General features: G+C 55.3%; 8 protein-coding genes. 6 read left to right on the top strand and 2 right to left on the bottom strand.

The window, feature by feature from the left end; all coding sequences use genetic code 11:
* The first annotated feature begins 6 nt into the window (after window positions 1–6).
* The 3 genes from OHJ21_RS15370 to OHJ21_RS15360 are packed head-to-tail and all read left to right on the top strand — an operon-like array spanning window position 7 to window position 8895.
* Window positions 7–7236, top strand: a complete 7230-nt coding sequence (locus OHJ21_RS15370) for an amino acid adenylation domain-containing protein (protein ID WP_486020457.1) — start codon at window positions 7–9, stop codon at window positions 7234–7236.
* Window positions 7220–7447: an MbtH family protein gene (locus OHJ21_RS15365; RefSeq protein ID WP_486020456.1), complete on the top strand. Its 228-nt coding sequence runs from the start codon at window positions 7220–7222 to the stop codon at window positions 7445–7447. Before OHJ21_RS15370 ends, OHJ21_RS15365 begins: the two co-directional genes overlap by 17 nt.
* Window positions 7444–8895, top strand: a complete 1452-nt coding sequence (locus OHJ21_RS15360; RefSeq protein ID WP_486020455.1) for an MDR family MFS transporter — start codon at window positions 7444–7446, stop codon at window positions 8893–8895. Before OHJ21_RS15365 ends, OHJ21_RS15360 begins: the two co-directional genes overlap by 4 nt.
* A gap of 277 nt (window positions 8896–9172) precedes the next feature.
* On the opposite strand, the gene OHJ21_RS15355 is transcribed toward OHJ21_RS15360, so the two are convergent.
* A complete protein-coding gene (locus OHJ21_RS15355; RefSeq protein ID WP_486020454.1) occupies window positions 9173–10561 on the bottom strand; it encodes an RsmF rRNA methyltransferase first C-terminal domain-containing protein in 1389 nt (462 codons plus the stop codon).
* Between the two features lie 190 nt (window positions 10562–10751).
* Window positions 10752–11915, bottom strand: a complete 1164-nt coding sequence (locus tag OHJ21_RS15350) for a GGDEF domain-containing protein (RefSeq protein WP_486020453.1) — start codon at window positions 11913–11915, stop codon at window positions 10752–10754.
* Window positions 11916–12023: 108 nt separating this feature from the next.
* On the opposite strand from OHJ21_RS15350, the gene OHJ21_RS15345 reads away from it, so the two are divergent.
* The 3 genes from OHJ21_RS15345 to OHJ21_RS15335 are packed head-to-tail and all read left to right on the top strand — an operon-like array spanning window position 12024 to window position 17686.
* Window positions 12024–13160: a glycosyltransferase family 4 protein gene (locus OHJ21_RS15345; protein WP_100538456.1), complete on the top strand. Its 1137-nt coding sequence runs from the start codon at window positions 12024–12026 to the stop codon at window positions 13158–13160.
* A 27-nt stretch (window positions 13161–13187) separates the two neighbouring features.
* Window positions 13188–14477, top strand: coding sequence for a metallophosphoesterase family protein (locus tag OHJ21_RS15340; protein WP_486020451.1), 1290 nt, complete (start codon window positions 13188–13190; stop codon window positions 14475–14477).
* 11 nt (window positions 14478–14488) lie between these two features.
* A complete protein-coding gene (locus OHJ21_RS15335; protein ID WP_486020450.1) occupies window positions 14489–17686 on the top strand; it encodes an AAA family ATPase in 3198 nt (1065 codons plus the stop codon).
* Window positions 17687–17696 lie beyond the last annotated feature (10 nt).

Genomic DNA, 17696 nt, shown 5'->3' with positions numbered 1-17696 from the left:
ATGGATATGCTTGAGCAGAAGAGGGAGCGCTGGTCGCTGTCCGGCGCGCAGCTGGGGATTTGGTATGCCCAGCAGCTGGACCCGGACAATCCGATATTTAACACGGCGGAATGCGTTGAGATTCGAGGACCTGTAGATCCGGTTCTATTCGAGAAGGCTTTGCGTCAAGTGGTGGGGGAGGCTGAAGCCTTGCATGCCCGCTTCGACGAAGATGAAGACGGTCCTTGGCAGTCGATCGATCCATCTCCTGACTGGCCTCTTTATGTGATGGATGTGAGCGGGAAAGAGGATCCTCATCTTGCTGCCCAAAGCTGGATGGAGCATGACCTTGCCCAAGCCATCGACCTATGCCGAGGACCGCTGTTTACGGAGGCGCTGTTCAAGATCGCCGCCGATCGCTACTATTGGTACCAACGCATTCATCATATCGTGATTGATGGATTCGGCGTATCGCTTCTGTTGCAAAAAGTCTCTCAATTCTACACGGAATTAACAGGCGGAGTATCTTCCGGCATTGGAGCGTTCGGCAGGTTCCGGACGATCCTGGAAGAAGATACGTCATACCGCATGTCGCAGCAGCTCGACTCGGATCGCCAATTCTGGTTGCAGCGCTTTGCCGATGAGCCGGAGGTGGTCAGCTTAGGGGGACAGGCACAGCGTTCGGCACGGAGCTTCTTGCGCCGTTCGGCTCAGCTTCCGACCTCTTCGACGCTTCGCTGGCAGGCGGCTGCGCAAGCTGCAGGGACAAGCTGGCCGGATGTGATTGCGGCTGCAGCAGCCCTGTATGTACATCGTATAACAGGCGCTGAGGAGGTTGTGCTTGGATTGCCGGTGATGTGCCGCTTAGGTTCGTCATCCATCCGCATTCCGGGCATGGTCATGAATTTACTGCCGCTCCGGGTGCGCGTTAGGCCCGATATGAGCCTGATCGACCTGCTGCAGGAGGTCGCACGGGAGAATCGCGAGATCAAGCGGCATCAGCGCTACCGACATCAGGACATCCGGCGCGATCTCAAACTGCTTGCGGACAACCGCAGGTTATTTGGACCGCTCGTGAATGTGATGCCTTTTGCAGAGGAATTGAATTTTGGCGGTTTCGGCGGCAGCGTCCGCAATCTTGCGTCCGGTCCCGTGGATGATTTGACGATGAACGTGTATGGCGGATTGGGCGGGAACGGGCTGAGAATCGATATGGATGCCAATCCGCTGATCTATAGCGCAGAGGAGTTAGAATCCCATTTACATCGCTATTTGTATTTGCTGGACAGCCTGGCCGAAGCGGAGCTGATGGATCCCGTCGGGAGCTTGGCCTTGATTTTGCCGGAAGAACGCGAGAAGGTGCTTTTTCAGTGGAACGATACGACCCGTTCCTTGCCGCAGCTAAGCGTACCGCAATTATTTGAAGAGCAGGCTGCACGTACTCCTCAGGCGGAGGCGGTCATATGCGAAGGGTTATCTCTTCGTTACGAGGAGTTAAATAGGCGAGCGAATCGCCTGGCCCGTTTGCTTATTGCCCGTGATGTAGGGCCAGAGCGGATCGTGGCACTCTCGCTTCCGCGGTCGGTGGATATGATTGTTGCCATCCTCGCCGTGCATAAGGCTGGGGCGGCTTACTTACCGTTAGATCCGGATTATCCGGACGAACGTATCGCTTATATGCTTGAAGATGCGAAGCCGGCATGCTTGATAACAACACAGGAACTGGCTGGAAGTTTCGCAGCTGTCATGGAAGACAAGAACGTGGTCGTGCTGGATGCTCCGACTACTCTCCAGCGATTGGAGCGGCAGGCGTTTCATAATCCTGTCGATACTGATCGCATACGTCCGCTGCTGCCGCTTCACCCGTCTTACGTGATCTATACCTCCGGATCAACCGGTCGGCCAAAGGGGGTCATGCTCACGTTCGAAGGTCTTGCTAATCTGCTGTCGGATATGCGCGGGCGTTTGGGAATCGGGGAGCGGGACCGCTGGCTGTCGGTCACCACGATGTCATTCGATATCTCGGTCATGGAGGTGCTGCTGCCGCTGGCATGCGGTTCGACGCTCGACATCGTGATGCGGGATACCATTCTCGACGCATCGGCGCTCATACGCCGAATGCGGGAGACGGGGACCACCGTCATGCAGGCGACCCCGACGTTATGGCAGTCGATTGTCGCTTGCCGTCCAGGAAAATTTGAACGGCTCAAAGTCATTACCGGGGGCGAGGCGCTGCCGGTCGGTCTTAAGCTTGCGCTTCAAGACCTGAACTGCGAAGTGAACAATCAATATGGTCCGACGGAGACAACGATTTATTCGACGGCGGCCAAACTCGATCATGAACGGGAAAAGCCATCCATCGGGGGACCGGTATGGAATACGAGACTGTATGTGCTCGATTCTTCACTTTCCCCGGTTCCACCAGGGGTAACGGGCGAGCTGTACATTGCGGGCACTGGGCTTGGCCGGGGCTATTTGGGAAGATCCGACTTGACGGCGGAACGGTTTGTCGCGGATCCCTTCGGTCCTCCCGGGTCCAGGATGTACCGGACCGGCGACCTTGCCCGCTGGCTGGAGAACGGCTGGATCGATTATTTGGGACGTGCCGATCATCAGATCAAGCTGCGCGGCTTCCGGATCGAGACGGGGGAGATTGAGTCCGTGCTAGTCACTCATCCGGCAGTGGAGCAGGCCTTTGTCATGATTCGCGAGGATCGGATCGGTGATCGCCGGCTAGTGGCTTATATCGTCCCGTTGTCAGCAGGGACAGACCCCATCGATACCGCAGATTTACGGAATTACACCGCAGAGAAACTGGCCGAGTATATGGTGCCTTCTGTGATCGTAGCCCTTGAAGCGCTGCCGCTCACGCCGAACAAGAAGGTGGATCGCAAAGCGCTGCCCGTGCCTGATGTTCGGTTGGCGGCCGGGCGTATGCCGCGAACGCCGCAAGAGGAGATGCTTTGTACGATTTTTGGTGAGGTGCTGGGCTTGCCGAGGGTTACCATCGACGATGATTTCTTCGAGCTTGGCGGTCATTCTCTGTTAGCCGGCCGGGTCATGGTCCGTATCCGGGAAGCTTTTGGCGTAGAGCTCAGCATTGGCAGCCTGTTTGAAGCGTCAACGGCGGCGAGTCTCGCCAAACGGCTCGATCATGCGCAAGCGGCAAGACAGGCTGTGCGTCCTGCGGCAAGGGGCGAGCGCTTGCCGTTGTCGTTTGCCCAGCAGCGGTTATGGTTTTTATACCGGTTGGAGGGTCCGAGCCCGACCTACAATATTCCCCTTGTGGCCCGCTTGTCAGGTGAACTCGATCTGGCAGCGCTGCGAATGGCACTGGGTGATGTGGTGGCTCGTCATGAGTCGCTGCGCACGGTGTACCCTGAAAATGATGGGGCCTCGTATCAGCACATTTTGGATGCCGAGGGGACACGACCGGTGCTGATGGTGACCGAGATCAGCGAAGCAGAGCTTGCGGATCGATTGGCCGAAGCCGTTAGGTACCGTTTCGAGCTTGCAGCCGAAACTTCCCTGCGGGCTGAATTGTTCCAGCTGGGCGATCAAGAATTTGTACTGCTGTTGCTGCTGCATCATATAGCGGGAGACGGCTGGTCGCTTACCCCGTTGACGCGGGATCTATCGGATGCCTACGCAGCACGGTGCCTGGGGAGTGAACCGACATGGACTCCGTTACCGGTACAATATGCGGATTATGCCATTTGGCAGGAGAAGCTGCTTGGCAGCTCGGGCGATGAGAACAGCCTGATTGCCCGCCAGCTGGAATATTGGACCGGAGCGCTTTCCGACTTGCCGGAGCAATTGGAGCTGCCTACCGACTATCCGAGGCCCGCCGTGGCCACCTATCAGGGCGGAAGCGTACCGTTTCCGATATCCCGTGAGCTGCATCAGCAGTTGAATGCGCTCGCGCAGAACAACAGGGCGACTTTGTTTATGGTGTTTCAGTCTGCGATGGCTGCGCTGTTTACGAAGCTGGGCGCAGGGACGGACATTCCGATCGGTAGTCCCGTCTCGGGTCGGAATGACGACCATCTGGATCATTTAATCGGTTTCTTTATCAATACTCTTGTGTTTCGTGTGGACACGTCGGAAGACCCGCCGTTCGATGAGCTGCTGCAACGGGTTCGGGAAAAGAGCCTGGCAGCCTTCGAGCATCAGGATGTGCCGTTCGAGCGGCTTGTCGAGACACTGAACCCGCCGCGTTCCCGGGCGAGGCATCCACTCTTCCAAGTGATGCTCGTGCTGCAGAACACGCCGGAAACTTCGCTTGAGCTTCCGGGAATCACCTCGAGGCTGCAGCTGCAAAGCGTGGGCACGGCGAAGTTCGATTTAACCTTCGAACTGACCGAGCGGCGTGATAGGAACGGCGAACCGGACGGAGTCGACGGCTTCATTGAATTCAGCACGGATTTGTTCGAACGCAGCACGGTGGAAGCGATGGCGGAACGATACGTGCGCGTATTGGAAAGTGCTGTCGTTGAACCAAGTAAAACCATCAGCAAACTGGATGTTTTAACCGCTCATGAACGGGAAGAAATCCGGCGACAATGGAGTGCTCCGCTGCCGGTCACCGAGCAGGCAACCTTGCCTCAGCGGTTTGAAGCGCAGGTCAGCCGCTCGCCTCAATCGATTGCGATTATCCATGACGGCCAGTCTCTGAGTTATGAAGAGCTGAACGAGCGCGCCAATCGGCTGGCTCACTTGCTGATTGCATCAGGCGTCGGCACGGAGCAGATCGTAGCTCTCGCCCTGCCGCGTTCGGTGGATATGGTTATCGGCATTCTGGCCGTGCTTAAAGCGGGAGCCGCTTACCTTCCTCTGGATCCGGAGTACCCGGAGGATCGATTGGCTTACATGATGGAGAATGCTTGTCCGGTATGCGTTATTACGAGCATTCACGTGATAAACCAGCTGCCGAGTTACGCACGATTCATGTGTGTTGTCGTCGATGAGCCTGAACAAGCTTTGCGATTGCAGGGTTATTCCAAGGAGAATCCAAGCGACCGCGAGCGCCTCGGGCTGCTTATGCCGCAGAATGCCGCTTATATCATTTATACTTCCGGTTCCACCGGCAAACCGAAGGGCGTGCTCGTGCCGCATCAGAATGTCATCCGGCTATTCGACTCTACCCGGCATTGGTTTCAATTTGATGAGACCGATGTATGGACTTTATTCCATTCGTATGCCTTCGATTTCTCGGTATGGGAAATATGGGGGCCGCTCTTGTACGGCGGTCGGCTCGTCGTTGTTCCGCATACGGTCAGCAGATCGCCTGAAGAAATGTTAAGCTTGCTGATCCGGGAAGGCGTGACTGTGCTGAATCAGACTCCGTCGGCGTTCTATCCATTGATTCAGGCGGATCGGGAGCAGGCGGGGATAGGGCAGAAACTGTCACTGAGGTATGTTGTGTTCGGCGGCGAAGCTTTGGAGCTTGGACGGCTCACTGATTGGTATCGGCGTCATGCCGACGATGCCCCGCGTCTGATCAACATGTACGGTATTACGGAAACCACCGTGCATGTCAGCTATAAGGAATTGAATCAAAGCCTTGCGCTGCCGGGAGCAGGCAGCCTGATCGGTGAAGCGATTCCGGATCTGCGGGTATACGTGCTCGATGCCAGGCTCCAGCCCGTTCCCTATGGCGTCATCGGGGAAATGTATGTTGCCGGCGCAGGATTGGCACGCGGGTACTGGGGTCGTCCCGACCTTACTGCCGACCGGTTTGTGGCGGATCCATACGGTCCGCCGGGGACAAGAATGTACCGAACCGGCGACTTGGCAAGACGGTTTGCTGACGGCACCCTGGATTATTTGGGACGGTCCGATCACCAGGTGAAAATACGCGGCTTCCGGATCGAGCTTGGCGAGATCGAATCGGTCCTCATCCGTCATGTGGCTCTCTCGCAGGCGGCCGTCATGGTGCGTGAGGATCAGCCCGGAGACCAGCGGCTTGCAGCTTATGTTGTCGGCAAGCCCGGTGAGTCGCTTTCGAGTACGGAGCTGCGCCGTTATGTCGCCTCGCTGCTTCCTGATTACATGGTTCCATGGGCATTCGTATGTATGGACAAGCTGCCGCTTACACCTAACGGAAAGCTTGATCGCAAAGCGCTGCCGGCTCCCGATATGGCGCCGGATGCGGATGGGCGCAATCCGCGAACGCCGCAGGAGGAAGTGTTATGCGAGCTGTTTGCCGAAATACTCGGCGCCAAGCGGGTCGGCATCGATGACAGCTTCTTCGAGCTCGGCGGTCACTCTTTGTTGGCGGTCCGGCTCATCAGCCGGGTTCGCGAAGCCCTTGGCAAAGAATTAAGCATAGCAGCTTTATTCGAAGCGCCTACCGTAGCGGGACTTGTCGACAAGCTTGAGATGGGCGGCGGCAACAGTGCGCTGCAGGTCGTGCTTCCGCTTCGGTCGCATGGAGATCAAATTCCGCTGTTCTGCGTGCATCCGGCAGGAGGATTAAGCTGGTGCTACGCCGGTTTAATGAAGCATCTCGGCATGGATTATCCGATATACGGCCTGCAGGCAAGGGGAATTGCCCAGGCGGAGGAGCTGCCGGAATCACTGGAAGAGATGACGGCAGATTACATCAATCATATCCGTTCCCTTCAGCCAACGGGGCCATATCGACTGCTCGGCTGGTCTTTGGGCGGCAATGTCGCTCAGTCGATTGCGGTACAGCTGCAGGAAGCGGGTGAAGACATTGAATTGCTAGCCATACTGGATGCTTATCCAAGTCATTATTTGCCGATCAAGGATAAACCCGATGAAGATGAGGCTTTGACCGCGCTGCTGGCGCTTGGAGGCTTTGACAGGGAAAGCATTGAAGCGGGTCTTGGGGACGCGCCGTTAACGGTAGCGGCCGCCCTTGAATTGCTGCGTAACGAGAGCAGCGCGCTCTCGTCCCTTGAGGAAGAGACGATCATGATTTTGAAGACAACCTATGAAAATTCGGTTCAATTGTTAAAGGCTTACGTTCCGAAGCGGTTTGAGGGAGACATGTTATTCTTCCACTCCACCATCATCCCTGATTGGTTCGACCCCATTGAACCGGAGATGTGGGAGCCTTATGTGGGCGGTAACATCGAGCGGCACGACATCGAATGCCGGCATAAGGATTTATGCCAGCCGGGTCCACTGGATTATATCGGCAAGTGCATTCTAAGCAAGCTTGAGGAAATGGCACCTAAAACAGTGACAACAATGGACAGGAGGGAACTCATCCATGACCAATCCTTTTGAGCAAGCCGACGGCAAGTTTCTTGTACTGATGAACCATGAGGGCCAATATTCGCTCTGGCCGGGTTTCGCGGCTATTCCGGCCGGCTGGAATCAGGTTCTGGGACTTACCACACGGGAGGAATGCGTCGCCTATATCAACAAGAGCTGGGTCGATTTACGGCCGCGGAGCCTGTATGCCGACGCCGGGTCAACACCGGAATCTAGGTCATGAGCCATGGGCTGAATTCGAAAAAGGTATTATGCATCGTCTATGTGGCAGCGATGTTTGTGGTTGCTATGGACGCCACCGTGCTGAACGTGGCGCTTCAGACGATCAGCCGGGAGCTTGAAGTGCCGCCTGCGGCATCCGGGGTTCTGAATGTCGGTTATTTGGTCAGCTTAGCCATCGTTCTGCCGATGGCGGGCTGGCTTGGCGATACATGGGGAACCAAGCGAACGTTCCTCTTGGCCCTGTCTCTTTTCACGGGTGCATCTGTATTGTGCAGCTTTGCTGACAGCTTGGCAACGCTGACCCTGTTTCGCGTGATCCAAGGCATCGGCGGCGGCTTGCTGACCCCCGTCGGCATGGCGATGTTGTTCCGCATGTTCCCGCCGGAGGAACGCGCGAAAATCTCCCGGGCTCTCATCCTGCCCATTGCGATTGCGCCTGCAGTCGGACCGATTGTGAGCGGTCTGCTCCTTGAGTATTTGACCTGGCGGTGGATCTTCTACGTGAGCTTGCCGATTGGTTTTCCCGCGATAGTGTTCGGTCTATTCTGGCTGAAGGAACATCGAGAGCCGGATGCCGGCAAACTGGATGTGCCGGGTTTGCTGCTGTCCGCGCCGGGTCTTGCGCTGGTCATGTATGCCCTGAGCCAGGGTCCGCTGCATGGGTGGAACGCCCCGCAAGTATGGAGCGCCGGCTTGGCTGGCATCCTGCTCCTTGCTGCGCTGGTGAGGGTAGAGCTAAGAACTCCAAAACCGCTGTTGGATTTGCGGCTTCTAGGGAATCGCTTGTTTCGGACGACGGGTTTCATCGCGATGTGCGCTTCGGCAGGGTTGCTGGGTATGCTGTACGTATTCCCTTTGATGTATCAGAACGCCCTGCATGTGTCCGCGCTGGATACGGGGCTGACGACGTTTCCCGAAGCCATCGGACTTATGGTTGCCTCGCAGCTCGTACCCTGGACGTATCCAAGACTCGGTCCAAGACGGGTGATCATGATGGGATTGGTGGCCACCGCGTTTATCTTCATCATGCTAAGTTTGGTAGATGCCGGGACGAATCCGTGGTTTATACGGGTGCTGCTGTTTGGCGTGGGAATTTTCCTCGGGCAAACGGTGGGAGCTGTTCAGATTGCGGCCTTTGCCACCATCCCGCCTGCTTCGATGGGACGCGCTTCGACCTGGTTCACGGTGCAGAACAGGCTTGGTCCTGCGATAGGGCTGGCCGTTCTGTCAGGCATCTTGGCTGCCGTTGGTACGGGGACTATGAGCGCGACAGGGGAGGTGGAGCCGAATCTGATGGCATATCGAGCAGCATTGCTCGGGGCTGCAGGCTTCCTGCTCATCGGTGCTGGAGCGGCGTTATGGATTCGGGATGCCGATGCGGCGTCTACGTTTCGTAGACCATCCGCCTCGAATCCAGCGAAGGAACGGACGGCCCCGGTCGAGAGCTGAACGTAAGGGATTGCAAGATATGAATGAGGAGTTTGGGATTTAAGCATTGAGCGAAAAAAAGCATGTCATGTGAGGAGAATCGGACCTACCGGAAAAAGCTGCTGCTGTTTAGAAGTTAAGGATGCAGCCTATGATGAGTAAAAAAGCGTTCGGTTTGGTTAGGTGGATATAGTGAAGGCTGTCTCTCTGTTTGTTTATGCAGAGAGACAGCCCTTTTTTACGCGTTTGAACGTATGTTATACATGGTTATGTTCCATCGGTATTCGGTTCGGAAGGGTTACTTGGGATTTCGCAAGCCTTTGGGCAGGTGATTCTTGAGCTGTCCGCCGCTGGCTTTGCCCCAACCCAGAGGTAATCCATCCGTGGTCACCAACGTCCATCCCCGGTATTCGGAAGGAATGGAGAGCACCTCTCCCCGCAAATAAGCAGCTACCTCGGCTGAATCTGAAGGCAGATCCCAGCTGCGGGCAGCTGGGCCAGGATGCAAGGACATGGCGAGGGCATGTGCCGGTTCGATTCGGTTCTTCTTCAGATGAGCCAGATGCAGACCTGCACGAGGCATCTTCAATCCTTTTAGCTGCTTGTCATTCCATGCCAAGCTCTCACTGACCGGAAGCCAGTACAGTTCCTCACCGAACAATATCGGAGTACCGCCGTTAAGCTCAAATCCTGGGATGTCCTGCTTCGCCCAATCTTGAAATGCAGTCAGGGCGGAAAGCGCAGGCGTGTGTTTGCTGCCTCGGTTTGATTTAGCCGGGGATTTACTGCTGACCGCAGAGTAACCGAGGTCTTCATTTAAAGCTTCGGGAGCCGCCGATTTGACCAAGATAGCAACAAAATGCCCCTCCCCCCGCTCCAAGTGGGGCCACAAGCGCTTCATTTCACGCAGCTCCATATCGGGATACTGCGAAAGAATGCGCTCAATCATCTCTTCATTCTCCGCCGTGTTGAACGTACAGGTGGAATAAGCCAGGGTTCCTCCCGGTTTGAGCATCGGGTACGCCTCCTGGACAATGTCCCACTGCCGGGCAACGCACAGATCCACATGTTCAGGAGACCATTCCTCAATCGCAGCGGCATCCTTTCGAAACATGCCTTCACCGGAGCATGGCGCATCAAGCATGATCCGGTCAAAGCAGGCAACGAAACGGCGGGATAGCTGATCCGGTGCCGCACTCGTAACGACGGTATTCATAATTCCCATACGTTCCACGTTCTCGGCCAGAATCCGCGCCCGTTCGGGATGGATCTCATTGGAGACAAGCAGTCCCCTGCCCATCATCTTGGAGGCAATATGGCTTGTCTTGCCGCCAGGAGCTGCCGCAAGATCCAGGATGGTCTCTCCGGGCTGAGGGTTCAACAGCTCGACCGCGGACATTGCCGAGGGCTCTTGAATATAATATAGTCCAGCAGCATGATAGGGATGTTTGCCTGGACGCAGGCTTTCATCATAATAGTATCCGGTGTCACACCAGGGAACCGGCGTCAGCTGGAATTGCCGGATGAGGTTTTTTACGCTGTCTGCGGCATGAACCGCTTTCAGCTGGTTAAGACGCAGCCCGTGGGTGCGGGGCAAATCGTAGCTGTCCCAAAAATCGCACGAGGCATCCCCGAGAATATCATTCATGCTGGCGACAAAGCCAACAGGCAATAGTTCCTTTCTCATTCGTTATATTGCTCCTTCTTTAGAATAAGGTACATGCTGTAGTTAAGGCAAAAAACCCAGTTCAGAGTTCTTTTTTTCTCTGGCATTAAGGAATCGGTCATTAGTTTATCACGTTGCCGCAGGCGTAGTAAAGAAATGTCAAGCAAAAAAAAGACCGCCCACTTCATATAGTGGGCAGCATGCGCCTGTGTTATCCGGCGGATTCCGTTGGTTCGGTTGAAGAGGTTTTTAATGACCGGTAATCGGACACCTTGTTTTTGCCGGTCGTTTTGGAATGATACATCGCTTTGTCGGCCTGCTTCATGAGTTCATCGCCGCGAACGCCTTTGCGCAGTATGCTGTAGCCGATACTGATGGTCACGATGCTCTCGCTTGCCACCCTGGCACGGATGTTTTCGGCGACCTGGGCGGGTTTGACTTTACGGTCAACCACCAGGGCGACCAATTCCTCACCGCCATACCGGCCGGTAATTCCGATACCTTCAAGCTCTTCCTCCATAATGGCGGCGACCTGCTTCAGCACTTCATCGGCTCTGGCATGGCCCTGGGTATCATTCAGCTTCTTGAAATTGTCGATGTCGCAGAAGATCGCGGATATCTTCAATTCCTGAGACGCGTAATGGTCCAGATACTTCATGAAATGCCTGCGGTTGTAGAGCCCTGTTAATCCGTCCGTTATGGCGGACCGGTAGATGGACTGCATCAGCTCGACAATGCGTCTGAACAGGATAAAGAACACGATGCTGTAGAAGAGCACTGGCAGCGCGAGTGCCAGTCCCTGAAGAACGGGCGACAGACTGCCGGAATAGGTATGTATGGCTTGCAGAATAGCCGAGAAAGCGTAAACGGCAAGTCCAATCGCATATTTGATCGGCTGTCCGATCCGCGGGGTGACTTGGGTATAAGCCAGGTAGAACGAAACGAGCTGAAAACCATCAAAATATATGCTTTGCCATATCGGGTCCAGGGTGTAAGGAAGAAATGAGGGAAGAATGAGCGGAAGCATAAGAAGTAGGGCTGACAACAAGGGAAGCCAATAATGCATGGTCTTGATTTTACGGTACAGCATGACAACCGAGACGTTCAGCAGGACAAACGAAAAAAGCTGAATGAAACGGAGGACGTCCGATTCCGGTGAAAAAACAAGTTTTCCCGTCCAAGCTGAATGGATGTTCAGACCCTCGTATGTCATAATGAAGAAGAAGGCTGCCGCCATATATATGTAAGCATTCTTGCGCTGCTTGCTGTACATAAAGAGACACATGATCAGCATCATGAGCGCGATATAAGCTCCGCATACAGCAAATATGGTGGGTAGTGGAGAAGTGGACCAGTAGCTCAATTCATAGGACAAATCGATTCACTCCTGAGTAGGGATAGGTTTCCTTTGCATGAAACATATGTTCTAATATATCATATCGAAAAAGAATCTGAAAAGAGATTTAGAGAAAGGGGGATCCCCATGAAACTTCTTCAAGCATTATTCTTCCCTCCTGAACAGCCGGGCGGCGTCTCGTCCATGATTCCTTATTTGCAGGAGCGTTTTCATTCCTCCCGTTGGGAGATGGAGATGTTCTGGCTGCCCAAGCGGATCCGCAACAAAGGCCAGGAGGATCCGATATTCCACACCTTTGATTGGAAAGAGTTCGAAGACAGTCCGATCGTAGCCAAATACCTTCAGACCTACCGGGATTACCTGTGGTGGACACGTCTGCGTCTTCAAAAGCCTTATGATCTTATCCATAGCCATCATCCGATTGCAGGCATGTCGATGAAAGCCGTATTCCCTGAGGTTCCGCTCATCCAAACCGTGCATTCCAGTTACGAGCGCGAGCTCATCCTGAACGGAAGAATCAAAGAAGGAGGGCTGGAGCACAGATTTCTGGTCTCTTTATATAAGGAGCTTGAGCATATCAGCGACCGTCTGTTGACGGTGTCGAACTCCTTCAAGGATTACATGGCTCCGTACGTGAATACGCCCGAATCGATCGGGGTCATCCATAACGGATTTGATGATAAACGATTTAAACCGGTGCCTCATGAAAATGCGGTTCCGCAGTTGATTACGGTATGCCGTCTGGTACCTGCAAAAGGATTGGATATTCTGCTCCAAGCCTGCGCGGAACTGAAACGCAAAGGGTATGATTACGTCCTCCATATTATCGGCGACGGACCTTCCCGTCAGGAGCTCGAGGAGATGGCCAAAACCTTGGACATCTACCAGGAGACGATTTTTTACGGATATACGCTGCATCCTGAAGAGTTCATGCCGTTCTTTGATATCTTTGTACTGCCTTCAAGAGCGGAGGCGTTCGGCTCGGTGTTCGCAGAAGCGGCACTCAGCTGTCTTGCCCTGGTAGGCACCGATGTCGGCGGCATCGCCGAGCAGATTGAGGATGGGGTAAACGGTCTGCTGGTACCGCCGGAGGATCCGATGGCACTCAGCGTTGCGCTTGAGAAGGTCATCAGCGATCCGCTCTATCGTTACGAGCTCGCCCGGACCGCTTCGGATAAGGCGAAGAATCAATACTCCCTGTCCAGATCCGTGAATGAACTGAAAAAAATGTATTTGAAATTTCAACCTAAGATAGAGAGTTAGGGATCGGTTATGACTTCTTTTCGATTTATGCATGCTGCAGATTTACATCTGGACAGTCCGTTTATCGGCATAAGCGGACTCGATGACAAGCTGCGGTCGTTCGTACAGGAATCTACGTTCAGGGCGCTGGAGCGCCTCGTTAAACTCGCCATCGACGAGCAGGTTGATTTTATCGTCATCAGCGGGGACATCTACGACAGCTCCAACATTTCGCTGCGTGCGCAGCTTCGCTTCCTGGATTCCCTTAACCGTCTGGGAATGGAAGGGATTGCGGTATATGCGATCCATGGCAATCATGATCCGCTGGACAGCACCAAGCTGTCCATGACGCTCCCCTCCCATGTCCATGTGTTTGGGGCCGAACCTGCAAGCGTAACGGCTGTTCGCCGATCGGATCGTCAAGAAGTGGCGGTCATCGCCGGCATGTCGTACCCGACCTCGAAGGTCACGGATAATATTGCGTTACGCTATCCTGCCCCGTCATCCGGGCTCTACCATATCGGACTTCTGCATGCGAATGTGGATGGGGATCCCCAGCACGAAACCTATGCACCCTGTACAAAAAGGGAGCTGATCCAGGCCGGATTTCATTATTGGGCGCTCGGACATATTCACTCCCGTCGAACCTTGCAGGAATCTCCTTATATTGTGTATCCGGGCAATGTCCAGGGACGTCATGTTCGGGAGACGGGGCCAAAGGGATGTTATATCGTCGATGTGGATGGGGACTTCAACACAAAGCTGAGCTTCCATGAGCTCGATTCCATGCGCTGGAACATCGTTGAAGCGCCACTAGATTCCTGTCAGGATGTCGATGAATGGAGACGCTCGCTGGAATCCATTCTGAGTGAAATAGCCACAGCGTACGCGGATGGACTGAGCATGATCCGTGTTCGGATTACCGGACGAGGTCCGGTTCATCGTCAGCTTGAAGGCGGATATGTGCTCGATGAGCTGCTGACCGATCTGCGGAGAAGAGAGGCCGCGAAGGGGCAGACATGCGGCTATCGGGGATGCGTCTGGATCGAGAGCTTCTCCCTTCATTCCGGGGACGCGATCGACAGGCAGAGGCTGCTTGCGGAAGACAGCTTTGCAGGGGACTTGCTTCGTCTTGTTCGAGGAGAACAGGGACGGGTTCAAGATCCTGACGGGGTTGTTGCCAAGAGCCTGGAGCCTCTGCTCGAGCACGCGGAAATCCGTTCTTTGCTGGACGAGATCAGTCCCGAGGAAATGCTGGATTGGGTAAGTAGAGCAGAGGAACTGACCTTAGGGTTATTGCTCCGCGACCGTTCGCAAGGGGAAGGTGCCGGTATATGAGACTAGAGCGGATGAACATTCAAGGCTTCGGAGCCGTCCGGGACAAGAGCCTTGCGATCGATGCTCCTGTAACCGTGTTGTATGGGCCGAATGAAGCGGGAAAGAGCAGCGTCCTGTATTTTATCAGAGCCATGCTGTACGGATTTCCGGGCAAGGGCTCGCCGGCAGAACGCGGCGAGCCTTCGGGGGAAGGCGTTCACGGCGGCGAGCTGCGTTTTCTGGATAAGGAGGGAGTGCCTTGGGTGATCCGGCGCTACAGCCGTTCCAGAGAAGGACATTCAGCCACCGGCAGAGGCGAGCGCGTACATATTCATAAACTAGCGGATAACGGGATCGTGATCGAACTTGGACAACAGGAGCTGGAGCAATATGCCTTGGGCGGCGTGTCCAGGGATATGTTTCGTCAGCTGTTTGCCATCTCGTTAAGCGAGCTGCAGGAAATCCGCAGTCTGCAATCTGCCGAGATGAGCGGTTACCTGTTCCATGCCGGAATCGGCGGCGGGGGCAATATACTGGAGGCCGAACGCAAGTTGTCCCAGGAGATGGACAAGCTGTATAAGCCGCGTGGAAAGGTTCAGCATACAGCTAAGCTGCTGCAGTCCATCGAGCATTTAAGAACCCAGGTTTCGGAGAGTCGGACTTTCGTTCCCCGCTATAACGAGACCGTTACATCCATTCTGGAAATACAGGAACGGTTGAGCCTGCTGGAGCAGGAGCGTACCAGGGACGCCGAGGATTTGTCGCTGCTTCGAAAAGCGCAGGAGATTCGTCCGGCTTGGCTGGAATGGCGTGAGGCCAAGTTGGAATTGAAGGAACTGATGGACAGTGACAACTTTCCTCCGGATGGAATCACCCGCTACGAAAAGATGCAGGAGGAGGAGCGCCTTCTCCTCGCCCAGTCGATTCGCACCGAGCGGGCGATCGAGGATGCGGAGCATAAGCTGAGCGCTCTCCCCTTGAATGGTTTCATGGAACAGTATGGCGAACGGATTGAGGAGCTGTGGGCGAAACGAAGTCTGCACGAAGCCGGAAACCGGGAGCTTGCCGAGCTAACGGCCGAATATAAATCTCAAGAGATTCGGCTGGAACAGCTGCTTCGGGAAATTGATCCGGCATGGACCCGGCAAGAGCTGCTGGCTCTGCCTTTATCCACCTCGGAGCGCGAGGAGGTACGGCGAATCAGTACGGCCTTTGCCGGGTATGATCGCCGGATGGAGGCGCTGTTCATTGAACAGCGCGGGGCCCAGCGTTCTGCAGCGGCAGCCGAATCGGCCCTGCGAGAAGCCAGGCGGCAGCTGCGCGAGGAGATGGACCGGGGACAAGAGGCTTTTGCCATGATTAAGCCGGCAGCGCCCCAGGAGACCGCCGCACTGTGGAATCAGCTGCAGCTGGAGATCGAGCGTTGGCGTGAACGGAGATTGACCCGAACTCAGCCTGAGCCTGCTTCCACGCGTCAGTCGTCGAGGGACAGATTCCCTCAGATGTACGCGGGTCTGTTGGCGGGAATGGCTGTTATGACATTCCTGCTGGTAGCCGTATTGTTATGGACGGCAACCACGGAAGCCGCCGTGGTCTCAGGTATCGTGATGCTGATTGGTATGGGTTATGTTTTCTGGAGCGGTCAACGCAGCCGGGAGGTTTATGGTGCGGCTTCGAATGAGACCCAGGTTCAAGACGGGCAGGGAACGGAGCATGTAGATCATCTCTATTCCAGGCTCGTCTCTGCTCCTTACGCGGCGGCTACAGCAAGCACGATTCCGGGCAGTCGAAGGGACAAAAACGCAGCTCTCGCTCGCGACCCCTTCATGGTGGAGGCGCAGATGCGCGAGCTTCGATCCGTGATGGAGGGCTGGCAAGCATGGAGGCAGCGGCTTGATCGATTGACGTCCGATTGTGCGGCGGCTGAGGAGAAGGCTGCGCTGCAAGCGACTGAACTACTAACGGTTCAGGGCGCCATTGATCAGGAAGAGAAGCGATATTTGGAGCTGGAACGGCAGTGGGAGAATTGGCTTATGTCCCGATCACTCCCGCAGAGTCTGTCGCCTGACGTGATGCTGGACGTATTCGTCAAAGTGGAGCAGGGGCAGGAGCTGATCCGGCAGCAGAAATCGCTTGGAGTGAAAATGGACGTGCTGTTAAAAGAGGCGGAGGATTACATCATCCAATGCAATGAGATCTTTGCGGCGGATCCCCAAGGAGACGCTAACGGCAGCCGAATCCCAACCGTCGCTGAGCTCGGCAACGTCCATTCCAGATGGAAGACCTATCAAGAGGACTCAAGACAGAGGAAGGCTCTTGCAGAGCGAATACAAGAGCTGCGCAAAGAGGGGGCTGCGATTGCAGAGGAGCGGGAAGGGCTGCAGCTGCGCAAAGCGGCTCTGATTGCATCGTCCCAATCGGCAGACGAAGAGACCTTTCTTCGTATGGGAGCTGCTGCGAAGCGCCGTGAGGAACTTGTTCGCACGATCCGCCATCACGAAATTACCATGTTCAGCGGATGGGATGAAGCGGGTCGCCGGCAGCTTGAACAGCTGTTGGAGCTGACGGATGGTGCGGAACTTGAAGCACAATGCATCAAGAAGGAGGAAGCCGTATCCGCCGCGCTCCGCCTGCGGGACGAGCTCCAGGAACGGCGGGGGCGGCTGCTTCAGGAGAGAGAGTCACTGGAAGCAGCGGGAAATCAGGATTCCGCCCTGCAGCAGCTGGAGGAGCAGCGATCGGCCCTGCGGGAATTAGTCTCGCAATATGCGGTACGTTCGATGGCCTCCGAATTTATCAAACGCACGCGCCGCATGTACGAGGAAGAGAAGCAGCCGCAGGTGCTGCAGCTGGCATCCCGGTACTTCTCCATACTGTCCGGCGGCATGTACAGCCGGATTGTCATGCGGATGGGGGATCAGAGCCTGCTGGCAGAACGCCCGACTGGTGAATGGGTGGAGAGCTGCAGGCTAAGCCGCGGCACGGCGGAGCAGTTATATTTGGCGATGCGGCTCGGTTTGATCCAATCGATGCAGCATGCGGCGGGGTTGCCGTTATTGCTTGATGATCTGTTTGTTAATTTTGACGGGGAACGGCTCGGATATGCGCTCGAGCTTCTCTCAGAATTGTCGCAAGACCGGCAAATCGTGATGATGACGTGTCATCGACATGTTGCGGAGCAAACCATGGAACGCATACCCAATGCACAATTCATCACGATGCAGCCATAAGAAGGGGGCT

This window comes from Virgibacillus sp. LDC1 (assembly GCF_025792345.1).
GTDB classification, from domain to species: domain Bacteria; phylum Bacillota; class Bacilli; order Paenibacillales; family Paenibacillaceae; genus Paenibacillus_AQ; species Paenibacillus_AQ lautus.
This window is presented reverse-complemented; position numbering and strand designations above follow the sequence as displayed.

Excerpts from the sequence above, each read along its gene's own strand:
- OHJ21_RS15370 (WP_486020457.1), top strand. The coding sequence starts at position 7 with ATGCTTGAGCAGAAGAGGGAGCGCTGGTCGCTGTCCGGCGCGCAGCTG.
- OHJ21_RS15365 (WP_486020456.1), top strand. The coding sequence starts at position 7,220 with ATGACCAATCCTTTTGAGCAAGCCGACGGCAAGTTTCTTGTACTGATG.
- OHJ21_RS15360 (WP_486020455.1), top strand. The coding sequence starts at position 7,444 with ATGAGCCATGGGCTGAATTCGAAAAAGGTATTATGCATCGTCTATGTG.
- OHJ21_RS15355 (WP_486020454.1), bottom strand. The coding sequence starts at position 10,561 with ATGAGAAAGGAACTATTGCCTGTTGGCTTTGTCGCCAGCATGAATGAT.
- OHJ21_RS15345 (WP_100538456.1), top strand. The coding sequence starts at position 12,024 with ATGAAACTTCTTCAAGCATTATTCTTCCCTCCTGAACAGCCGGGCGGC.
- OHJ21_RS15340 (WP_486020451.1), top strand. The coding sequence starts at position 13,188 with ATGCATGCTGCAGATTTACATCTGGACAGTCCGTTTATCGGCATAAGC.
- OHJ21_RS15335 (WP_486020450.1), top strand. The coding sequence starts at position 14,489 with ATGAACATTCAAGGCTTCGGAGCCGTCCGGGACAAGAGCCTTGCGATC.